The organism is Betaproteobacteria bacterium, assembly GCA_016791345.1.
Lineage (GTDB): Bacteria > Pseudomonadota > Gammaproteobacteria > Burkholderiales > JAEUMW01 > JAEUMW01.
Map to the genome: position 1 here is coordinate 1 of JAEUMW010000214.1, position 14,279 is coordinate 14,279.

Genomic DNA, 14,279 nt, shown 5'->3' on the forward strand with positions numbered 1-14,279 from the left:
GCCGATGTTCTGCGCTATCTGAAACAAGCGCCCGAGCTCGATGTCATCGACGAGGAACTGTTCGCACTTTTTTCGAACTGGTTCGACGTCGGCAATCTCGAGTTGCGCCGCATCTCGTGGCAGTCGCCCGCCGCGCTGCTGGAAAAGTTGATCGCGTACGAGGCGGTGCACGAGATCCGCTCGTGGAGCGACCTGCGCAACCGCATGGATGCCGACCGCCGCTGCTATGCGTTCTTCCATCCGCGCATGCCGGAGGAGCCGCTCATCTTCGTCGAGATCGCGCTGGTGACCGAGATGGCGTCGAACGTGCACGCGCTGCTCGACGAGGCGGCCCCGCGCATGGATCCGCACAGCGCACAGGCGGCGATCTTCTATTCGATCTCCAGCACGCAGGCGGGGCTGCGCGGGGTGTCGTTCGGCGACTTCCTGATCAAGCGCGTCGTCGAGCAGCTCACCGCCGAATTTCCGCGGCTCAGGATCTTCGCCACGCTGTCTCCGGTCCCGGGCTTTCGCAAATGGCTGGAGGCGCGGCTCAAGGCGAAGGACGGGAGCCTCTTCGGACCGGAAGAGGCGACCTTGCTCGCGAGCATCGCCGGCGTCCTCGACCCCTTCGACGCGGTCGTCACGCTGCTGGAGCGCGACCTCGCCAAGGACGAGCACAGCGCCACCGCGCTGGCACCGCTGCTCACGCATCTCGTCGCGCGCTATCTGGTCGAGGAGAAGGAGGCCGAGCGCCCGCTCGATCCCGTGGCACGCTTTCATCTCGGCAACGGCGCCCGTCTGGAGCGCGTCAACTGGCTGGCCGACGTTTCGCCGCGCGGCATGCGGCAATCCGTCGGCATGATGGTGAACTACCTGTATCGCCTGGGGGACATCGAGGCCAACCACGAGGCGTATGCGCGCAAGGGACGCGTGACGATCAGCGACACCGTCAAGCGCAGCCTGCGCAAGCCCGCCTGAGCCCTCGGGGTGTCAACGCAGCCCGAGCTTCCTGCTCACGTCTTCCTTGAAGCGGATGGCGTGCTCCGGATTCGGAATCTCGCAGGCGAGCGCATCGATCGTCGTCTCCAGATCGCGCGGCTGCTCGAAATGCTCGGCGCAGACGATCGTCACCATCGGACCGATGTAGTCGGCCAGTGCACGCTCGATAACCGTCTTGGCTTCGCTTGAGATCGCCGTTGTAGCGGAGGCGACTGGCGCCGCCCGGGCAGTGCTCGCGCTCTTCGCGAGTTGTTCGAGGATCACGGTCGTGGGTGGCAGCGTCTGCCGCGACGGTGCCGCGACCACACCCTCAGCGAAACGGAAACGACAGCTTTCGATCGCCTGCATGAGCGGCAGCGCGTTCGCGCCGAGCCTTGACTTGAAGACCACAAAGGTGATCTCGCCCTCGACCAGATTGATCTGCGCGGCGTGGTTGGTGTCGGTGGCGACGTAGACGATTCCGGTGCGTCGCTCACGCGACCACTCGCCGAGCGCGGCGACCAGATCGGCGGACGGAACGTAGGCCTGGCTCACAATGGCTCCCCCTTCGTGACGCTGCAACCGGCCGCGGTCAGGCGCGCTTGCGCAGCCTGCCCATGGCCATCTGGATGCTGACGCTCATCCGCTCGATGGCGCGCGCGAGCGCACCGATCTCGTCGCCGCGCCCGGTTTCCACGATCTTGCCGCCGCTCTCGCCACGGCTGAGACTGTCGGCGACCGTCGTCAGCCGGCGGATCGGATCGGCCAGTCGGCGGCCGAGCCAGTAGGCGACGACCAGCACGAAGGCGACGGTCACCACCATGAGCACGAGCGAATCGCGCTCGACCTGACGCAGTGGAGCAAACGCCTCGTCGTAGTCCTGCTGCACGATGAGGCTCCAGCCGTCCCCGAGCTGGCGCCGGTATGCCACGATCCTCTTGCCATCCTGCGTGAACACCGTCGGCTCCCGGGTCGCATCGACCGCCTGCAGCACCGGGTGGTTGCCGAGATCTTCGAGCGCGCCCGAGAGCTTCTCCCGCCTGCCGTGGGCAATGACCTTGTTGCGCTCGTCGAGCAGGATGGCATAACCGGTGTCGCCGATGCGGGTGTCGGTGACGGTCTGCGACAGGTCCGCCAGGTCCATCGCCATGGCGATCACGCCCAGCCGGTCGCCGCTCACGCCCTTGATCGGTCCCGCGAGAATCAGTGCGGGCTTGCCGCTCGTCTTGCCGATCACCAGTTCCCGGCCGGTCTCATCGCCCGCCATCACCTGCTTGAAATACGCGCGATCGCCGTATTGCACGGCGGGCTTGCCGTCGCTGCGACCGACGTTCTGACCGTCCGGGCGAATGGTGAACACGAGGTACGCCCACGGGTAATGCGTGGCGATGCTCTTGAGGAACGGGTTCTGGTGTTCGGCGACCATCGAGGTGACGGGTTCGACCACGGCGGCCTGCCTGAGCAGACGCAGGTTCATGTCCTCCCAGTCGCCGACCTTCACCGACAGGGCATCGGCGGTCTTCACGAACCCGGCGGCGATGTTGGCGCTCCAGTCCGCCCTGGCTTTGATGCTGCCGATATACCAAAGGCCTGCCAGCGGCACCATCGCCACCACGACCATGGTCATCAGGATCTTGTGAAATATGCTGAACGCAAACGTCTGCCGACCTTCCCGCATGATGTCTTCTCCCTGGATGCCGGCGCGCCCGGCGCGAGCACACTGATGTCATGCCCGGCCGCCGTTTGCCGGCCGCGAAGGAAGCGTCAGCAAGTATCTAGCCAGCGTCCCCGAGGGCATCTCATTCATGTCGCATGGTCGACCGGCGAACGACCACGAGCGCGGCGACCGCGCAGAAGAAGCCCAGGCTCCCGAACGCGAGTCCCCATGCGAACGGAGCGTTCTTGCCACCGGCCGCGTCCAGCACCGCGCCGAAGGCGAGCGGACTCACGAAGCCTGCTCCGAAACCGAGGAACGAGTAGAACGCCATCGCCGCGCCGCGCCGCGCGACCGGCGTGATCTCGACCAGTCCCGCGGTGAGTGCGGCCGAATCCGCCATCACCGCCGTGTTGTAGAGGACGAGCAGCAGCGGCGCGAGCCACCACGCGAGGCTGCCGGCGAAACCGGTGAGCCACGCCAGCATGGCCGAGGCGAGCATGGCCGAGAAGATGAGTCGCCGGCGCCCGATGCGCACCGCGATCTCGTTGCCGAATATGCTTGCGGGCTGCCCGATCAGGTTGACGATCGCGGCCACCGTGGCGGGTGCCAGCGCACCGACCGATGCGGGGTCGCGTGCATAGCAGAAGGCCACGAAAGCCACCATCCACGAGCGCAATCCGAAAAGCTCCCAGCAATGCGCCGCGTAGCCGAGCACGTAGCCCTGCACGGTGCGGTCGGCGAGCAGTTTTCCCGTGCCCGCGGCGGCACCCGCGCTCGGTGCATGCCCAGACCGCGGCATCGCGCGCAGCGCACCGATCACCATGCAGCCGGCCACGAGCGGCCCGACACCGGCGAGCGCGAAGGTTAGCTGCCAGCCGAGCGCTGCCGCCGACCAGCCCGCGAAGAGCAGCGAAGCGCTCGTGCCGATGCCGAACGTCGAGGTGTAGAAAGCCACGAAACGACTCTGGCGGACGCCGCCGACGCGATCCGCCAACAGGCGCAGACCCGGCATGTACGTTCCCGCGAGCCCGGCACCGCTCACCGCCTGCAGCACGCCGGCGGTCAACGGCCCGCGGGCGAACACGGCGAAGCCGACGAGCCCCGCCGCCGCCAGCAGGCAGGACGCGAAGTAGATGCGCCGCGCGTCGAACCGGTCGGTCAGGCTCGACAAGAGCGGCACCGCCAGCATGTAGCCGCCGAAATAGGCGCCGGCGATCCAGCCCGCCTCCTTGCCGCTCAACGCCCAGACGTCGCGCATGAGCGGCAGCAGGGCGGGAAAGGTGGCGAAGCCGAGCATGCTCAGCACCTCGGCGGCGCAGAGCAGCGCGACGACACGCCCCGGAGAGGTGCCAGGCATGGAGAGCTTCGACGGTGGACAATCCAACCCCGGAGCATACGATGGCGCGAGCCGCAAAGAGCAAGGGAATGTCACGCGTTCTCGCAGGGGTGACCCACGAGTCTCTTGCCGTGGGCACGCTCACGCAATCGCGCGCGCTCGTCGTCACCGACAGCTTCGGCGTGCAGACGCCGATCCGGCCGGTGAACGATCCGCAGCAAGCGGCGACCGGCTGGTCGATGTTCGAACTCGCGCACGTGCAGCGCGACGCCGACTCGCCGCGGCTCGCCATCTTCGACGAGGAGATTTTGCGCGAGGGCATCCGCGTCACGCGTCACGTCGAGCGCGCTGCGCTTCGACGACACCGGCGTGTGATGGCGCCGGCCATACCGGCAAAATTTGCACGTCCCGTCGGCAAACCTTGCTTGCCCGAACTTCGGGCCCTGATTGCAGCCGCCTGATTACGCGAACTTTATCTCGCGGAACGTCGATTGCACCGGCGGGGACTCGTTCAACACGCATCGACGAGGACACGCCCATGGCTGCCCGCACAGAATCCGCCGCGCGCCTGCCACTGCGCAGCGCGCCGTCCGTCGCGCCCGACGCGATCACCCTGCTCAAGCAGGATCACCAGCGCATCGACGCGCTGTTCCGCCATTTCGAGCAACTCGAGCGCGATGGCGTCGAGAAAGCCGCGGTCGTGCAGATGATCTGCACCGAGCTTCGCCTCCACACCCAGGTCGAGGAAGAGATCTTCTATCCGGCGGTGCGCGCGGCCACCGGCGAAGCCGCGCTCACCGACGAGGCCGACGTCGAGCATGCGCTCGCCCGCGCGCTGGTCGAGGAACTGGAGTCCATGAAGCCGGGCGACGATCATTACAACGCCATGGTTGCGGTGCTCGCGACGTACGAGCGGCAGCACATGGAAAAGGAGCACCAGGAGATGTTTCCGCGTGCGTGCGCCACCCGCCTCGATCTCGAGCGGCTGGGCGCGGCGATCGCCGTGCGCAAGCGCGAACTGCTGGGGCAGTCCGAGAACGCGACGGAGCCGGCGCCGCGCGCGATCGGTGCGCGCTTGCTGTCGTAAGCGGCACCGGGCCGTCACGACGGGAAGGCCCAAGCGGCAAGGATTACGCAGCCACCTGCACGACTTGCCGTCAGTGCCTCTCGCCGGCCGATGACAACGCGCTGATTCCACTCGATCTTCCAAAGGGAACACCGATTGCACGGCCACCGTTTCCCGACCCACGATCGACATAGGAGAGATGTATGGCCACCAGCACCACAACCCGCAAGCCGCCGCAGCGACGCAAGCCTGCTGCACCTGACGCGATCGCCATCCTCAAGGACGATCACAAGAAGGTGGACGAGATGTTCAAGCGCTTCGACAAGCTGAAGGAAGACGGCGACGAGAAGCTCGCGCTCGTGCAGAAGATCTGTCAGGAGCTGACGATCCACACCAAGGTGGAAGAGGAGATCTTCTACCCTGCGCTGCGCGATGCGATCGTCGACGCCGACATGATGGACGAGGCCGACGTCGAGCACGCTTCGGCGAAGGCGCTGATCGCGGAGCTGACTCAAATGAAGCCCGGCGGCGATCATTACGACGCAAAGGTCACGGTGCTGGGGGAATACATCCGGCATCACGTCAAGGAGGAGCAACAGGAGATGTTCCCCAAGGCGCGCTCGGCGAAGGTCGATCTGAAAGCTCTCGGCAAGGCCATCGCGGAACGCAAGCAGGAGCTTTCCGGCAGTGGCGGGACAGCGGGTGAAGGCGCTCGCCGCGCCGCCGCGTCGGCAGCCGCGTAACAGCACCTCGGCGCATCACATCGCGGGCAGCGCCTCGCTCGGGGCGCTGCCTTTTTCGTGTCCGCGAGCATCGGCGACGGGGGGCGCGGTACCATGACGACAGACCGAGCCAAGAGGAATCCCATGGTGGCACTGCACGCGCTCACCCGTCTTCCGCGCGCGATCTCGCTGATGCTCTTCGGAGCGGCCGGGATTCTGCTCGCGAACGCATACATCTCCTTTCAGAACACGCATATGCTCCAGGACGTGAACGCCTGGATCGTCCACTCTGCCAACGTGCTCGAGAAAAGCGCGCGGGTCAACGCACAGCTACAGCGCGCCGTTGGCGTGGAGCGCGGGTTCCTGCTGACGGGACAGGAGAGCTTTCTCGAACCGTATGCGTCTGCCGCCGCGGAGGTTCTGGAACGTTTGTCGGAGCTGCAGTCGCTCACCATCGACAACGAGCTCCAGCAGGGACGCGTGAACCGGCTCGTGGCGCTGGTCAAGGAGCGGCTAGCCGAGCTCGACGGAACGATCGCCGTGTACCGCGAGCGCGGACCGCAGGCTGCCCTCGCACAGGTCGCCAGGAACGAGTCGCGCGCGCTATCGAACGAGGTCCAAAGCATCCTCGCCGAGCTGCGCACCGAGGAGGAGCTCCTGCGGGAAAACCGCGAACAGGAGCTCATGCGCAGCACGCGTTTCGCCGCCTTCTCCGGGCTGGTGGCAGTCGCCGTCGGCTTGAGCCAGCTGCTGCTCTCCTGGTACGTGATCGCCCTCTATCTCGAGCGCCGGCGCGCGAGCGAGCGCGAGCTCAAGCGCGTCAATACCGACCTCGAGCGGATCGTGCAGATGCGCACCGACACGCTTTCGCGCCTGTCCCGGCATCTCATGACCGTGCGCGAGGAGGAGAAGGCGAAGATCGCGCGCGAACTGCACGACGAGCTCGGCAGCAATCTGACCGCCGCGCGCATGGATCTGGCCTGGGTAACCCAGCGCGTCGCAGACCATCCAACCGTCGCGCAGCGCGTGGCACGGGCGTCGGACGCGGTGCGGGCGACGGTCGATCTCGGGCGGCGCATCATCCACGATCTGCGTCCGCCGCTGCTCGACAATCTCGGCTTATCCGCGGCGATCGAGGCGCATGTCGCAGAGTTCGGCCAACGCTCCGGGCTGCAGGTCGAGATCGATGTCGACGAGGAACTGCCCGAGCTCGCCGAAGGCTGCCCGATAGCCCTCTTCCGCATCATGCAGGAGGCGCTCACCAACGTGCTGCGCTATGCCAAGGCCGGTCGCGTGCGCGTCTCGCTGCGGCGCGACGGCCACAATGTCGTGCTGGAGATCACCGACGACGGGATCGGTATTGCCGACGATATCCTCGACAAACCGATGGCGCACGGCATGCTGGGCATGCGGGAACGCGCCGCGCAGATCGGCGGCACATTCCATGTCGCCCGTGGCGCGGCGAGCAAGGGAACGCTGGTGCGGGTGACATTGCCGTGCGTGGCGCACAAGGCGGCACCGCAGGACGGGTGCGGCGCCGCCGATTCCGTGCAGGACTAGCGAAAGCTCGTCAGCTTGCCGAGCAGGAAGCCCACTGCCACCAGCACGCCCATCGAAGCGAAGGGGTGCTCGCGCACGTAGGCGCTGCAATCGTCCACCAGCCGCGCCTGCGCGTCGCGGATCTGGCCACCTTTTTCCTCCAGCGTTTCAGCGGCCTGGGTCGCCGCCCCGGCGATCCTGTCGACGGCACCATGGGCGCTGGACGCGACCCGGCCGATAGCCGGCCGCGCTGCCTCGTATGCCTTGTCGATCGCGTCGTGGGTCTGCGCGGCTGCCTGGTCGACATAGGGTCGCGTACCGGCTGCCTTCGAGAAGACGTTTTCGCTCGTTTCCATGATCGTGGTCCTCGCTTGAAGAATGGGAAGTGACTGTCGTCCTGGGTGGCAGTCCGGCAGAAAGAGAATCCTCTGCCATCTTGTCATCGTGCTGGTTCGCAGCCGACGTGCCAAAGATCTTTTGCCGTCGGCACGGCACCTTGGCCGGAGGGTCCAACCGTTTGCGCGTAAGAACGGGACGTGTCGGCAGTAAAAGTTGCCGGCGCTGCACACGTCTCTTCAGCGGCTCCTGCCGGGCGCGGAGTAGGACGAACACCGACGGCGTGGCGGATCGTCCTACACCACGACGCGCGCCTGGCCGATACCGCGAAATCGGCGCGGCTCCTACGATGCAATCCAGAAAGGCCTGAACTGCGGGCCCACCCGATTCCATCGAACCTGCCGCTGACCGCGGCCGGGTTCCTTCAGGAGGCGATATCAATGACGACGCTCGATTGCGCGGTGAGCCAGTTGCCGATGAATGCCTTTGCCCTCGCGCGGGAGTTCGCGGTGAGGCACGACGCTCCGCGGGCGCGCCCGGCGCCGGCCGGCGCCTCGGGTGCGCTGGCGCAACTGCACGGAAACTCTGCGCCGATGAAGGCGCTGCACGACGTGATCGAGCGGGTCGCGCCGACATCGGCCAGCGTCCTCCTCGTGGGCGAGAGCGGCACCGGCAAGGAAGTGATCGCCAACGCCATTCACGCAGCGAGCCAGCGCGCGCGGCGACCCTTCGTTGCCATCAACTGCGGCGCGCTGCCCGCGAACCTCGTCGAAGCGGAACTCTTCGGCTACGAAAAAGGCGCGTTCACCGGCGCGGTCCGCGCCCACCAGGGGTGCTTCGAGCGCGCCTCGGGCGGAACGCTGTTTCTCGACGAGATCACGGAAATGCCGGCCGAGCTGCAGGTGACACTGCTGCGTGCGCTCGAAACCGGGCGTTTCTGCCGGGTCGGCGGCGCCCAGGAAATCAGCGTCGACGTGCGCGTGATCGCAGCCACCAATCGCGATCCGGCCGCGGCAGTCGCGGAAGGCGGACTGCGCGAGGACCTGCTTTATCGCCTCGCCGTGTTCCCGATCGAAGTGCCCGCGCTGCGCGAGCGGGGCGACGACATCGAGCTTCTGGCCCAGCACTTCCTCGACGAGCTCAACGCCGGCGCCGACACCGGCAAGCGCTTCTCGCACGCGGCCCGTACGTATCTGCGGAAGCATTCCTGGCCGGGCAACGTGCGCGAGCTCAGGAACGCCGTGCAGCGCGCGTTCATCCTGGCCGACGCGACGCTCGATTTCGGCAGCGCGGTGGCGACGCAGCCGGCCTTCGCACGGCGCGGCAACGCCCTGCAGTTTCGCATCGGCACGCCGCTCGAGGACATCGAGCGCGAGGTGATCTTCGCCACGCTCGCCCATTGCCAGGGCCGCCGGAAAGAAACAGCGGAGCTCCTCGGGGTCAGCGTCAAGACACTCTACAACCGGCTGAGCGAGTACGGGGCGCAGCGCCCACCGGCACCGACCCCGCCGATGCTCATCGCCGTGGCGTGAGGGAGCGCCGTTTACGTGCGCAGCACATCCGGATAATGTGATGAATGGCTCATCGCACCAGCGCAAGCATGATCCGCATCCTGATCGCCGACGACCACGCCATTGTCCGGGCCGGACTGCAAACCCTGCTCTCCGGCCTGCCCGACATGGAAGTGGGCGGCGAGGCCGGCTCCGGCGACGAGGCGGTGAAAATGGTCAGAGGGGGCGAATGGGATGTCGTGCTGCTCGACATTTCCATGCCCGAGAAGAGCGGCGTGGATACCCTGACCGAAATCAAGCGGCACCGGCCCGACCTGCCGGTCGTGATGCTCTCGATGCATCCCGAGAGCCAGTATGCGGTGAGCCTGCTGCGCGCCGGCGCGAGCGGCTACGTGTCGAAGGACGGCGCACCGGAGGAACTGGTGCACGCCATCCGTACCGTTGCCGCGGGACGCCGCTACGTGAGCGCCACGCTGGGGGAACTGCTCGCTGCGGACCTCGACCACAGCGGCGAGCGGCCGTTGCACGGCAGCCTGTCGGAGCGGGAATTCCAGATCTTCTGCAAGCTTGCCGCCGGGCAGCCGGTATCGCGCATCGCCGAGGAACTGTTCCTGAGCGTGAAGACCGTCAGCACGTATCGCACGCGCGTGCTGGAAAAAATGGGCATGAAGACCAACGCCGACCTCACTTATTACGCGATCAAGAATGGTTTGATCGAATAACACGTCGTGAGCACGAGGGCCTCCGTGAAGGTCTATCTGGTTGAAGATTCGCCCGTTCTGCGAGACCGGGTGATGGAAAGTCTGGCCGAGGACGAGCGGGTTTCGGTGGTTGGATACGCCGACACCGAAGAGGCAGCGCTCGCCGGCATCGCCGGCAGCGCACCGGACGCCGTCATTCTCGACATCCAGCTGCGGCGCGGCAGCGGGCTCAACGTGTTGCGGCGGCTGCCCTCGCTCTTGCTGCCTTCGCGCCCGCTCGTGATCGTGCTCACCAACTACCCTGAGTCGGAATACCGGCGTCGCGCGACCCAGGCGGGTTGCGATTTCTTCTTCGACAAGGCATCCGAGTTCGATCGCGTGCGCGAAGTGCTCGCCGATCTGGCGAGCGAAGGCGCGTCCGCCGCCAGTTAGGGTCGGCAAGTCCTGCACGGGCGAGCAGCGTTTTCTACCGGACACCCGTTTCGTCGCCCTCCCATCGAGACCGTGCCGGTCACCCGGGAAACGCCGCCGTATCTGAGTTCGGCCGCTGCCGGGCCGGGTCGATACCCGATCGGCACGTCGATTGCCGTTCGACATCGGAAGCTCGTCGACCGCGGTTCCCACGACGCGGCCGTGACGATCGCTCCAACTGCGGCAACCGAACGGAGATCGACATGCTGAACTACGCCATCCTCTTTCTCATCATCGCCATCGTTGCCGCCGTGTTCGGGTTCGGAGGCATCGCTGCCGGTGCCGTCGAAATCGCAAAGATCCTGTTCTTCGTCTTTCTCGCCCTCTTTCTGATATCGCTGGTGGTGGGCTTCCTGAAACGCTGAGCTTGCCCGGCGCACCGGACCGGGTGCAGCCGGCGACAGCAACGCGGCCCGGATCGATCCGGGTTGTGGGTAATATGCACGGACCCACCTCGCCGCCGCCTCCCGCGCGCCATGCTGCTTACCGTCGTGCTGACTGCCGTCGCGACCCTGCTCGTCGTCCTGGTCGCGCTCAATTTCATCACGCACGAAAAGAAGATCGAGAAGCGCATCGCGCGGCTCTATGCCAGCGACGACCCGCAGTTTCCCCGAACCATGGGCGTGATGCTCGGGCCCGCCATCGTCGATGGCAACCGCGTGCAGACGCTGAACAACGGCGACGATATCTTTCCGGCGATGCTGGCGGCGATCCGTGGCGCACAGCGTACCGTAACCTTCGAGACCTTCATCTACTGGTCGGGCAGCATCGGACGCGAGTTCGCCGAGGCGCTGTCCGAACGCGCCCGCGCCGGCGTGAAGGTGCACGTCCTGCTCGACTGGGTCGGCAGCCTGAAGATGGACGCGCGGCTGCTCGACGAGATGACGCAGGCCGGCGTCGACATCGCCCGCTATCACCCGCTGCGCTGGTACACCCTCGCGCGCATGAACAACCGCACGCACCGCAAGCTCCTGGTGGCGGACGGCAGGATCGGCTTCACCGGCGGCGTCGGCATCGCGGACGAGTGGCGCGGCCACGCGCAGGATCCCGAACACTGGCGCGACGTGCACTATCGCGTCGAAGGCCCGGTGGTCGCGCAGTTGCAAGCCGTGTTTCTCGACAACTGGATGAAAGTGAGCGGTGTCGTCCTGCACGGAGACGGGTACTTTCCCGCACTGGAACTGGCGGGGGAATCGCCGGCCCAGATGTTCTCCAGCTCGCAGTCCGGCGGTGCGGAGAGCATGCGCCTCATGTATCTGCTGTCGATCACGGCGGCGCGGCGCTCGATCCGGCTCTCGGCGTCCTACTTCGTGCCGGACGCATTGACCCTGCAGACGCTGGTGCAGGCCTGCGAGCGTGGCGTCTGCATTCAGGTGATCGTTCCCGGCGAGCACATGGATGCGCAGACCGTGCGCCGCGCTTCACGTGCCCGATGGGGGCCGCTGCTGGAGGCCGGCGTGGAGATCTACGAATACCTGCCGACCATGTTCCATTGCAAGGTGATGGTGGTCGACGAGGTGCTGGTATCGGTCGGCTCGACCAATTTCGACACGCGCTCCTTCAGTCTCAACGACGAGGCGAATCTGAACGTCTACGACGCCGACTTCGCGCGCGAGCAGATCGAGGTCTTCGAGCGCGACCGTGCGCGTGCCCGTCGCGTCACGCTCGAAGCCTGGCGCCACCGGCCGTGGCAGGAAAAGCTGTGGGAGCACACGGCCGCACTCCTGAGTTCGCAGCTGTAACAGCTATTCCTCAGGCGGCCGCCACGATCGGCTGCCCCTCGAGCGGCGTGCCGGCGGGTCCGATGAGCGGACTCATGTAGGTCATGCGCACGGAGCCGAAGATGGTGGCGAACGCCACGTCGGCGGCGTCCCGACCGGTGCCGATGCGCACCTGCTCCGAGCGCTTGGCGAGCCCGGTGGGATCGAAGAGGTACCACCCGCCCGACAGGTAGGCCTCGAACACCGCGTGGAAATCGGGCGGCGGATCGGAAAACATGGCATAGCCGGTCACGAAGCGCGCCGGGATGTTGAGCGCGCGGCAGAACGCGATCCCGAGGTGTGCGAAATCCCGGCACACGCCCGCGCGCCCGGTGACGGTGTCGAAGGCGGAATGCGTTCCCTGCGTCGTCCCGATCTCGTACTTGATGTGGTCGCGGATCCACTGGCAGATGGCCTCGACGCGCTGGGCGCCGGGCGCTAGCGTGCCGAAGTCCTGGGTTGCCATGCGCATGAGCGCGTCCGACTCGCAGTAGCGGCTCGGCAGGATGAAGCGCAGCACCTCCAGCGGCAGTTCGCCAACCGGCACCTCGAACGCGTCGGGCACGCCCTCGGACGCACCCTCGACCTCGACGGTCGCGCGGTAGTCGAGGCGGACGGTGCCCGCATCGGCATTGAACCGAACGAAACGGTTCTGCAGGATCGGATCCGTGTAGCGGTCCAGCGTGAGCGCCGGCTCGGTCACGAGCGATTCGTGCACGATGCGCTGGCCGGGAACCGCAGCGACCTCTAGGTTGAGCAGAAAGGTGCTCGGACCACCGACTTCGTAGCCCAGCTCGCAATGGATGTCGAAGGTGTTCAAGATCGCTCTCTCCTTTGGCAGCCTGGTGCGGCACGACGCCCACCCCTGTGTCACCGCAGGTTTGCAGATTCGGTGCCATTGGCGCAACCGCGCAGGTAATGGGGTTTTCCGTCTTTCCAGCGCGATCGCGTCGGCAACGCTTACCTTCCGGCATCCCATTCTTACCCCCGCGCCTTATCAATTGCGCGCGTAACCCGCCGTTTTCACGAGCGAAATGAGCGTGGCACGCGGACTGCGACCACTGGAGGACGGGACGGCGCTCACGCCGACCCCTAACCCGACACATAGGAGACGAGTCATGAACTGGGATCGCATCGAAGGCAACTGGAAGCAGTTCAGGGGCAAGGTGAAGGAGCAGTGGGGTCAGCTCACCGACGACCAGATCGACGTCATCAACGGCCGCCGCGACCAACTGTCCGGCAAGATCCAGGAAGCCTACGGCGTTTCGAAGGAAGAGGCGGAGCGTCAGCTCGACGATTGGGAATCGCGCCTCAACTAGCGGACGGGTACGGCGCGCGGTGCGGCGCGCCTTTCCCATAACTCCGATCGCAAAAGGAGAACTTCATGAAAGGGCTGACACACGCTCTCGTCGCGGGAGCACTCGGTTTCGGGCTCGTCGCCGGCGCGCATGCCGACGCCGTGACCAACGCCGACAAGAAGCAGGCGGATGCCAATTACGAGGCGGCCGTGGAGAAGGCCAAGGCCGACTACACCGTGGCCAGAAAGCACTGTGACACGCTGAAAGGCAACGACAAGGATGTCTGCGTGAAGGAGGCCAAGGCCGGCGAGCAGCGTGCACGTTCGGACGCCAAGGCGCACAAGGAAGCGGCGGAGGCGAATGCCGAAGCCCGTGAGCACAAGCGCGACGCAGACTACGACGTCGCCAAGGAGAAGTGCGATGCGCTCTCCGGTCCCGCCAAGGACGCCTGCCTCGCCGATGCGAAGGCACGCCTGAAGGGCCGCAGCTGAGCGAGACCGTGCCCGTCTCCACGAGGGAGGCAGGGCGCGACATTGCGAAACAGGAGACTTGACATGATCCATCGACTCATCGCGATAGCACTCGCCGCCATCGTTCTGGCCGGCTGCAACACGATGGAAGGTGCCGGCCGCGACATCGAACGCGGCGGCGAAAAGATTCAGGACGCTGCGAAGGCGAAGAAGTAGCGCAAACTGCGCGGACTGCAAACTCGAACAAACCGACGAGAAAGGACAGCAACGATGACTCAGAATGTTGCCTTGGTGGCCCTTGTGGGCTTGGCAGTGGGCGTGGGGTTTCTCTTGCGGCAGACGCGCCGGGAGCGCATGAAGCAGCCCGACCCCATTCAGACGTGGGAAGCGGAAGGCGGCGCCGTGCCTGTGGCACCAAACCGCACCGCCGCTCAGGTCGAGCCATCCGCTGC

General features: G+C 66.2%; 18 protein-coding genes. 13 read left to right on the top strand and 5 right to left on the bottom strand.

What is annotated here, in order from left to right; translation table 11 throughout:
* The coding region (locus JNK68_08105) for a malonyl-CoA decarboxylase family protein (GenBank protein MBL8540321.1) at positions 1-960 on the top strand (960 nt) is incomplete at its 5' end.
* 12 nt (positions 961-972) lie between these two features.
* Here the strand turns inward: JNK68_08105 and JNK68_08110 are convergent.
* The 3 genes from JNK68_08110 to JNK68_08120 all read right to left on the bottom strand — a co-directional run bounded on the left by JNK68_08110 (position 973) and on the right by JNK68_08120 (position 3,974).
* Positions 973-1,515 (bottom strand): DUF4388 domain-containing protein, encoded by a 543-nt coding sequence (locus JNK68_08110; GenBank protein ID MBL8540322.1) that lies wholly within the window; start codon positions 1,513-1,515, stop codon positions 973-975.
* A gap of 37 nt (positions 1,516-1,552) precedes the next feature.
* On the bottom strand, positions 1,553-2,638 hold the full coding sequence (locus JNK68_08115) for a cache and HAMP domain-containing protein (GenBank protein MBL8540323.1): 1,086 nt from the start codon (positions 2,636-2,638) through the stop codon (positions 1,553-1,555).
* A 121-nt stretch (positions 2,639-2,759) separates the two neighbouring features.
* Positions 2,760-3,974, bottom strand: a complete 1,215-nt coding sequence (locus JNK68_08120; protein ID MBL8540324.1) for an MFS transporter — start codon at positions 3,972-3,974, stop codon at positions 2,760-2,762.
* A 68-nt stretch (positions 3,975-4,042) separates the two neighbouring features.
* Here JNK68_08120 and JNK68_08125 point away from each other — a divergent pair, with 68 nt between their 5' ends.
* The 4 genes from JNK68_08125 to JNK68_08140 all read left to right on the top strand — a co-directional run bounded on the left by JNK68_08125 (position 4,043) and on the right by JNK68_08140 (position 7,301).
* On the top strand, positions 4,043-4,414 hold the full coding sequence (locus JNK68_08125) for a hypothetical protein (GenBank protein MBL8540325.1): 372 nt from the start codon (positions 4,043-4,045) through the stop codon (positions 4,412-4,414).
* Between the two features lie 77 nt (positions 4,415-4,491).
* On the top strand, positions 4,492-5,040 hold the full coding sequence (locus tag JNK68_08130; protein ID MBL8540326.1) for a hemerythrin domain-containing protein: 549 nt from the start codon (positions 4,492-4,494) through the stop codon (positions 5,038-5,040).
* 182 nt (positions 5,041-5,222) lie between these two features.
* Positions 5,223-5,762 carry a hemerythrin domain-containing protein gene (locus tag JNK68_08135; protein ID MBL8540327.1) on the top strand — a complete coding sequence of 180 codons (540 nt, stop codon included), beginning with the start codon at positions 5,223-5,225 and terminating at the stop codon, positions 5,760-5,762.
* 93 nt (positions 5,763-5,855) lie between these two features.
* Entirely contained in the window at positions 5,856-7,301 is a 1,446-nt protein-coding gene (locus JNK68_08140) for a CHASE3 domain-containing protein (protein ID MBL8540328.1), read from the top strand.
* On the opposite strand, the gene JNK68_08145 is transcribed toward JNK68_08140, so the two are convergent.
* A complete protein-coding gene (locus tag JNK68_08145; protein MBL8540329.1) occupies positions 7,298-7,636 on the bottom strand; it encodes a hypothetical protein in 339 nt (112 codons plus the stop codon). The two genes, JNK68_08140 and JNK68_08145, sit on opposite strands and share 4 nt — an antisense overlap.
* A gap of 420 nt (positions 7,637-8,056) precedes the next feature.
* Between JNK68_08145 and JNK68_08150 the strand changes: the two genes are divergently transcribed.
* From JNK68_08150 to JNK68_08170, 5 genes are all read left to right on the top strand, one after another.
* On the top strand, positions 8,057-9,148 hold the full coding sequence (locus tag JNK68_08150) for a sigma-54-dependent Fis family transcriptional regulator (GenBank protein ID MBL8540330.1): 1,092 nt from the start codon (positions 8,057-8,059) through the stop codon (positions 9,146-9,148).
* A gap of 68 nt (positions 9,149-9,216) precedes the next feature.
* Positions 9,217-9,849: a response regulator transcription factor gene (locus tag JNK68_08155; protein ID MBL8540331.1), complete on the top strand. Its 633-nt coding sequence runs from the start codon at positions 9,217-9,219 to the stop codon at positions 9,847-9,849.
* A gap of 24 nt (positions 9,850-9,873) precedes the next feature.
* Positions 9,874-10,260 carry a response regulator transcription factor gene (locus JNK68_08160; protein MBL8540332.1) on the top strand — a complete coding sequence of 129 codons (387 nt, stop codon included), beginning with the start codon at positions 9,874-9,876 and terminating at the stop codon, positions 10,258-10,260.
* A gap of 242 nt (positions 10,261-10,502) precedes the next feature.
* Positions 10,503-10,664, top strand: coding sequence for a DUF1328 domain-containing protein (locus JNK68_08165; GenBank protein MBL8540333.1), 162 nt, complete (start codon positions 10,503-10,505; stop codon positions 10,662-10,664).
* A 111-nt stretch (positions 10,665-10,775) separates the two neighbouring features.
* Complete coding sequence (locus tag JNK68_08170; GenBank protein ID MBL8540334.1) at positions 10,776-12,041, top strand: cardiolipin synthase B; 1,266 nt, start codon at positions 10,776-10,778, stop codon at positions 12,039-12,041.
* Between the two features lie 10 nt (positions 12,042-12,051).
* Here the strand turns inward: JNK68_08170 and JNK68_08175 are convergent, their stop codons facing one another.
* On the bottom strand, positions 12,052-12,879 hold the full coding sequence (locus tag JNK68_08175; GenBank protein MBL8540335.1) for a transglutaminase family protein: 828 nt from the start codon (positions 12,877-12,879) through the stop codon (positions 12,052-12,054).
* 298 nt (positions 12,880-13,177) lie between these two features.
* Between JNK68_08175 and JNK68_08180 the strand changes: the two genes are divergently transcribed.
* From JNK68_08180 to JNK68_08190, 3 genes are all read left to right on the top strand, one after another.
* On the top strand, positions 13,178-13,378 hold the full coding sequence (locus JNK68_08180; GenBank protein ID MBL8540336.1) for a CsbD family protein: 201 nt from the start codon (positions 13,178-13,180) through the stop codon (positions 13,376-13,378).
* A gap of 65 nt (positions 13,379-13,443) precedes the next feature.
* Positions 13,444-13,848 carry a cell envelope biogenesis protein TolA gene (locus JNK68_08185; GenBank protein MBL8540337.1) on the top strand — a complete coding sequence of 135 codons (405 nt, stop codon included), beginning with the start codon at positions 13,444-13,446 and terminating at the stop codon, positions 13,846-13,848.
* Between the two features lie 63 nt (positions 13,849-13,911).
* The gene (locus JNK68_08190) at positions 13,912-14,043 is read left to right on the top strand and encodes an entericidin A/B family lipoprotein (GenBank protein MBL8540338.1); all 132 of its coding nucleotides are present in this window, start codon (positions 13,912-13,914) and stop codon (positions 14,041-14,043) included.
* Positions 14,044-14,279 lie beyond the last annotated feature (236 nt).

What these genes read in the sequence shown, in the direction of transcription:
- JNK68_08115 (MBL8540323.1), bottom strand. Translation starts at nt 2,638, where the DNA reads ATGCGGGAAGGTCGGCAGACGTTTGCGTTCAGCATATTTCACAAGATC.
- JNK68_08120 (MBL8540324.1), bottom strand. Translation starts at nt 3,974, where the DNA reads ATGCCTGGCACCTCTCCGGGGCGTGTCGTCGCGCTGCTCTGCGCCGCC.
- JNK68_08125 (MBL8540325.1), top strand. Translation starts at nt 4,043, where the DNA reads ATGTCACGCGTTCTCGCAGGGGTGACCCACGAGTCTCTTGCCGTGGGC.
- JNK68_08130 (MBL8540326.1), top strand. Translation starts at nt 4,492, where the DNA reads ATGGCTGCCCGCACAGAATCCGCCGCGCGCCTGCCACTGCGCAGCGCG.
- JNK68_08135 (MBL8540327.1), top strand. Translation starts at nt 5,223, where the DNA reads ATGGCCACCAGCACCACAACCCGCAAGCCGCCGCAGCGACGCAAGCCT.
- JNK68_08140 (MBL8540328.1), top strand. Translation starts at nt 5,856, where the DNA reads ATGACGACAGACCGAGCCAAGAGGAATCCCATGGTGGCACTGCACGCG.
- JNK68_08145 (MBL8540329.1), bottom strand. Translation starts at nt 7,636, where the DNA reads ATGGAAACGAGCGAAAACGTCTTCTCGAAGGCAGCCGGTACGCGACCC.
- JNK68_08150 (MBL8540330.1), top strand. Translation starts at nt 8,057, where the DNA reads ATGACGACGCTCGATTGCGCGGTGAGCCAGTTGCCGATGAATGCCTTT.
- JNK68_08155 (MBL8540331.1), top strand. Translation starts at nt 9,217, where the DNA reads ATGATCCGCATCCTGATCGCCGACGACCACGCCATTGTCCGGGCCGGA.
- JNK68_08165 (MBL8540333.1), top strand. Translation starts at nt 10,503, where the DNA reads ATGCTGAACTACGCCATCCTCTTTCTCATCATCGCCATCGTTGCCGCC.
- JNK68_08170 (MBL8540334.1), top strand. Translation starts at nt 10,776, where the DNA reads ATGCTGCTTACCGTCGTGCTGACTGCCGTCGCGACCCTGCTCGTCGTC.
- JNK68_08180 (MBL8540336.1), top strand. Translation starts at nt 13,178, where the DNA reads ATGAACTGGGATCGCATCGAAGGCAACTGGAAGCAGTTCAGGGGCAAG.
- JNK68_08185 (MBL8540337.1), top strand. Translation starts at nt 13,444, where the DNA reads ATGAAAGGGCTGACACACGCTCTCGTCGCGGGAGCACTCGGTTTCGGG.
- JNK68_08190 (MBL8540338.1), top strand. Translation starts at nt 13,912, where the DNA reads ATGATCCATCGACTCATCGCGATAGCACTCGCCGCCATCGTTCTGGCC.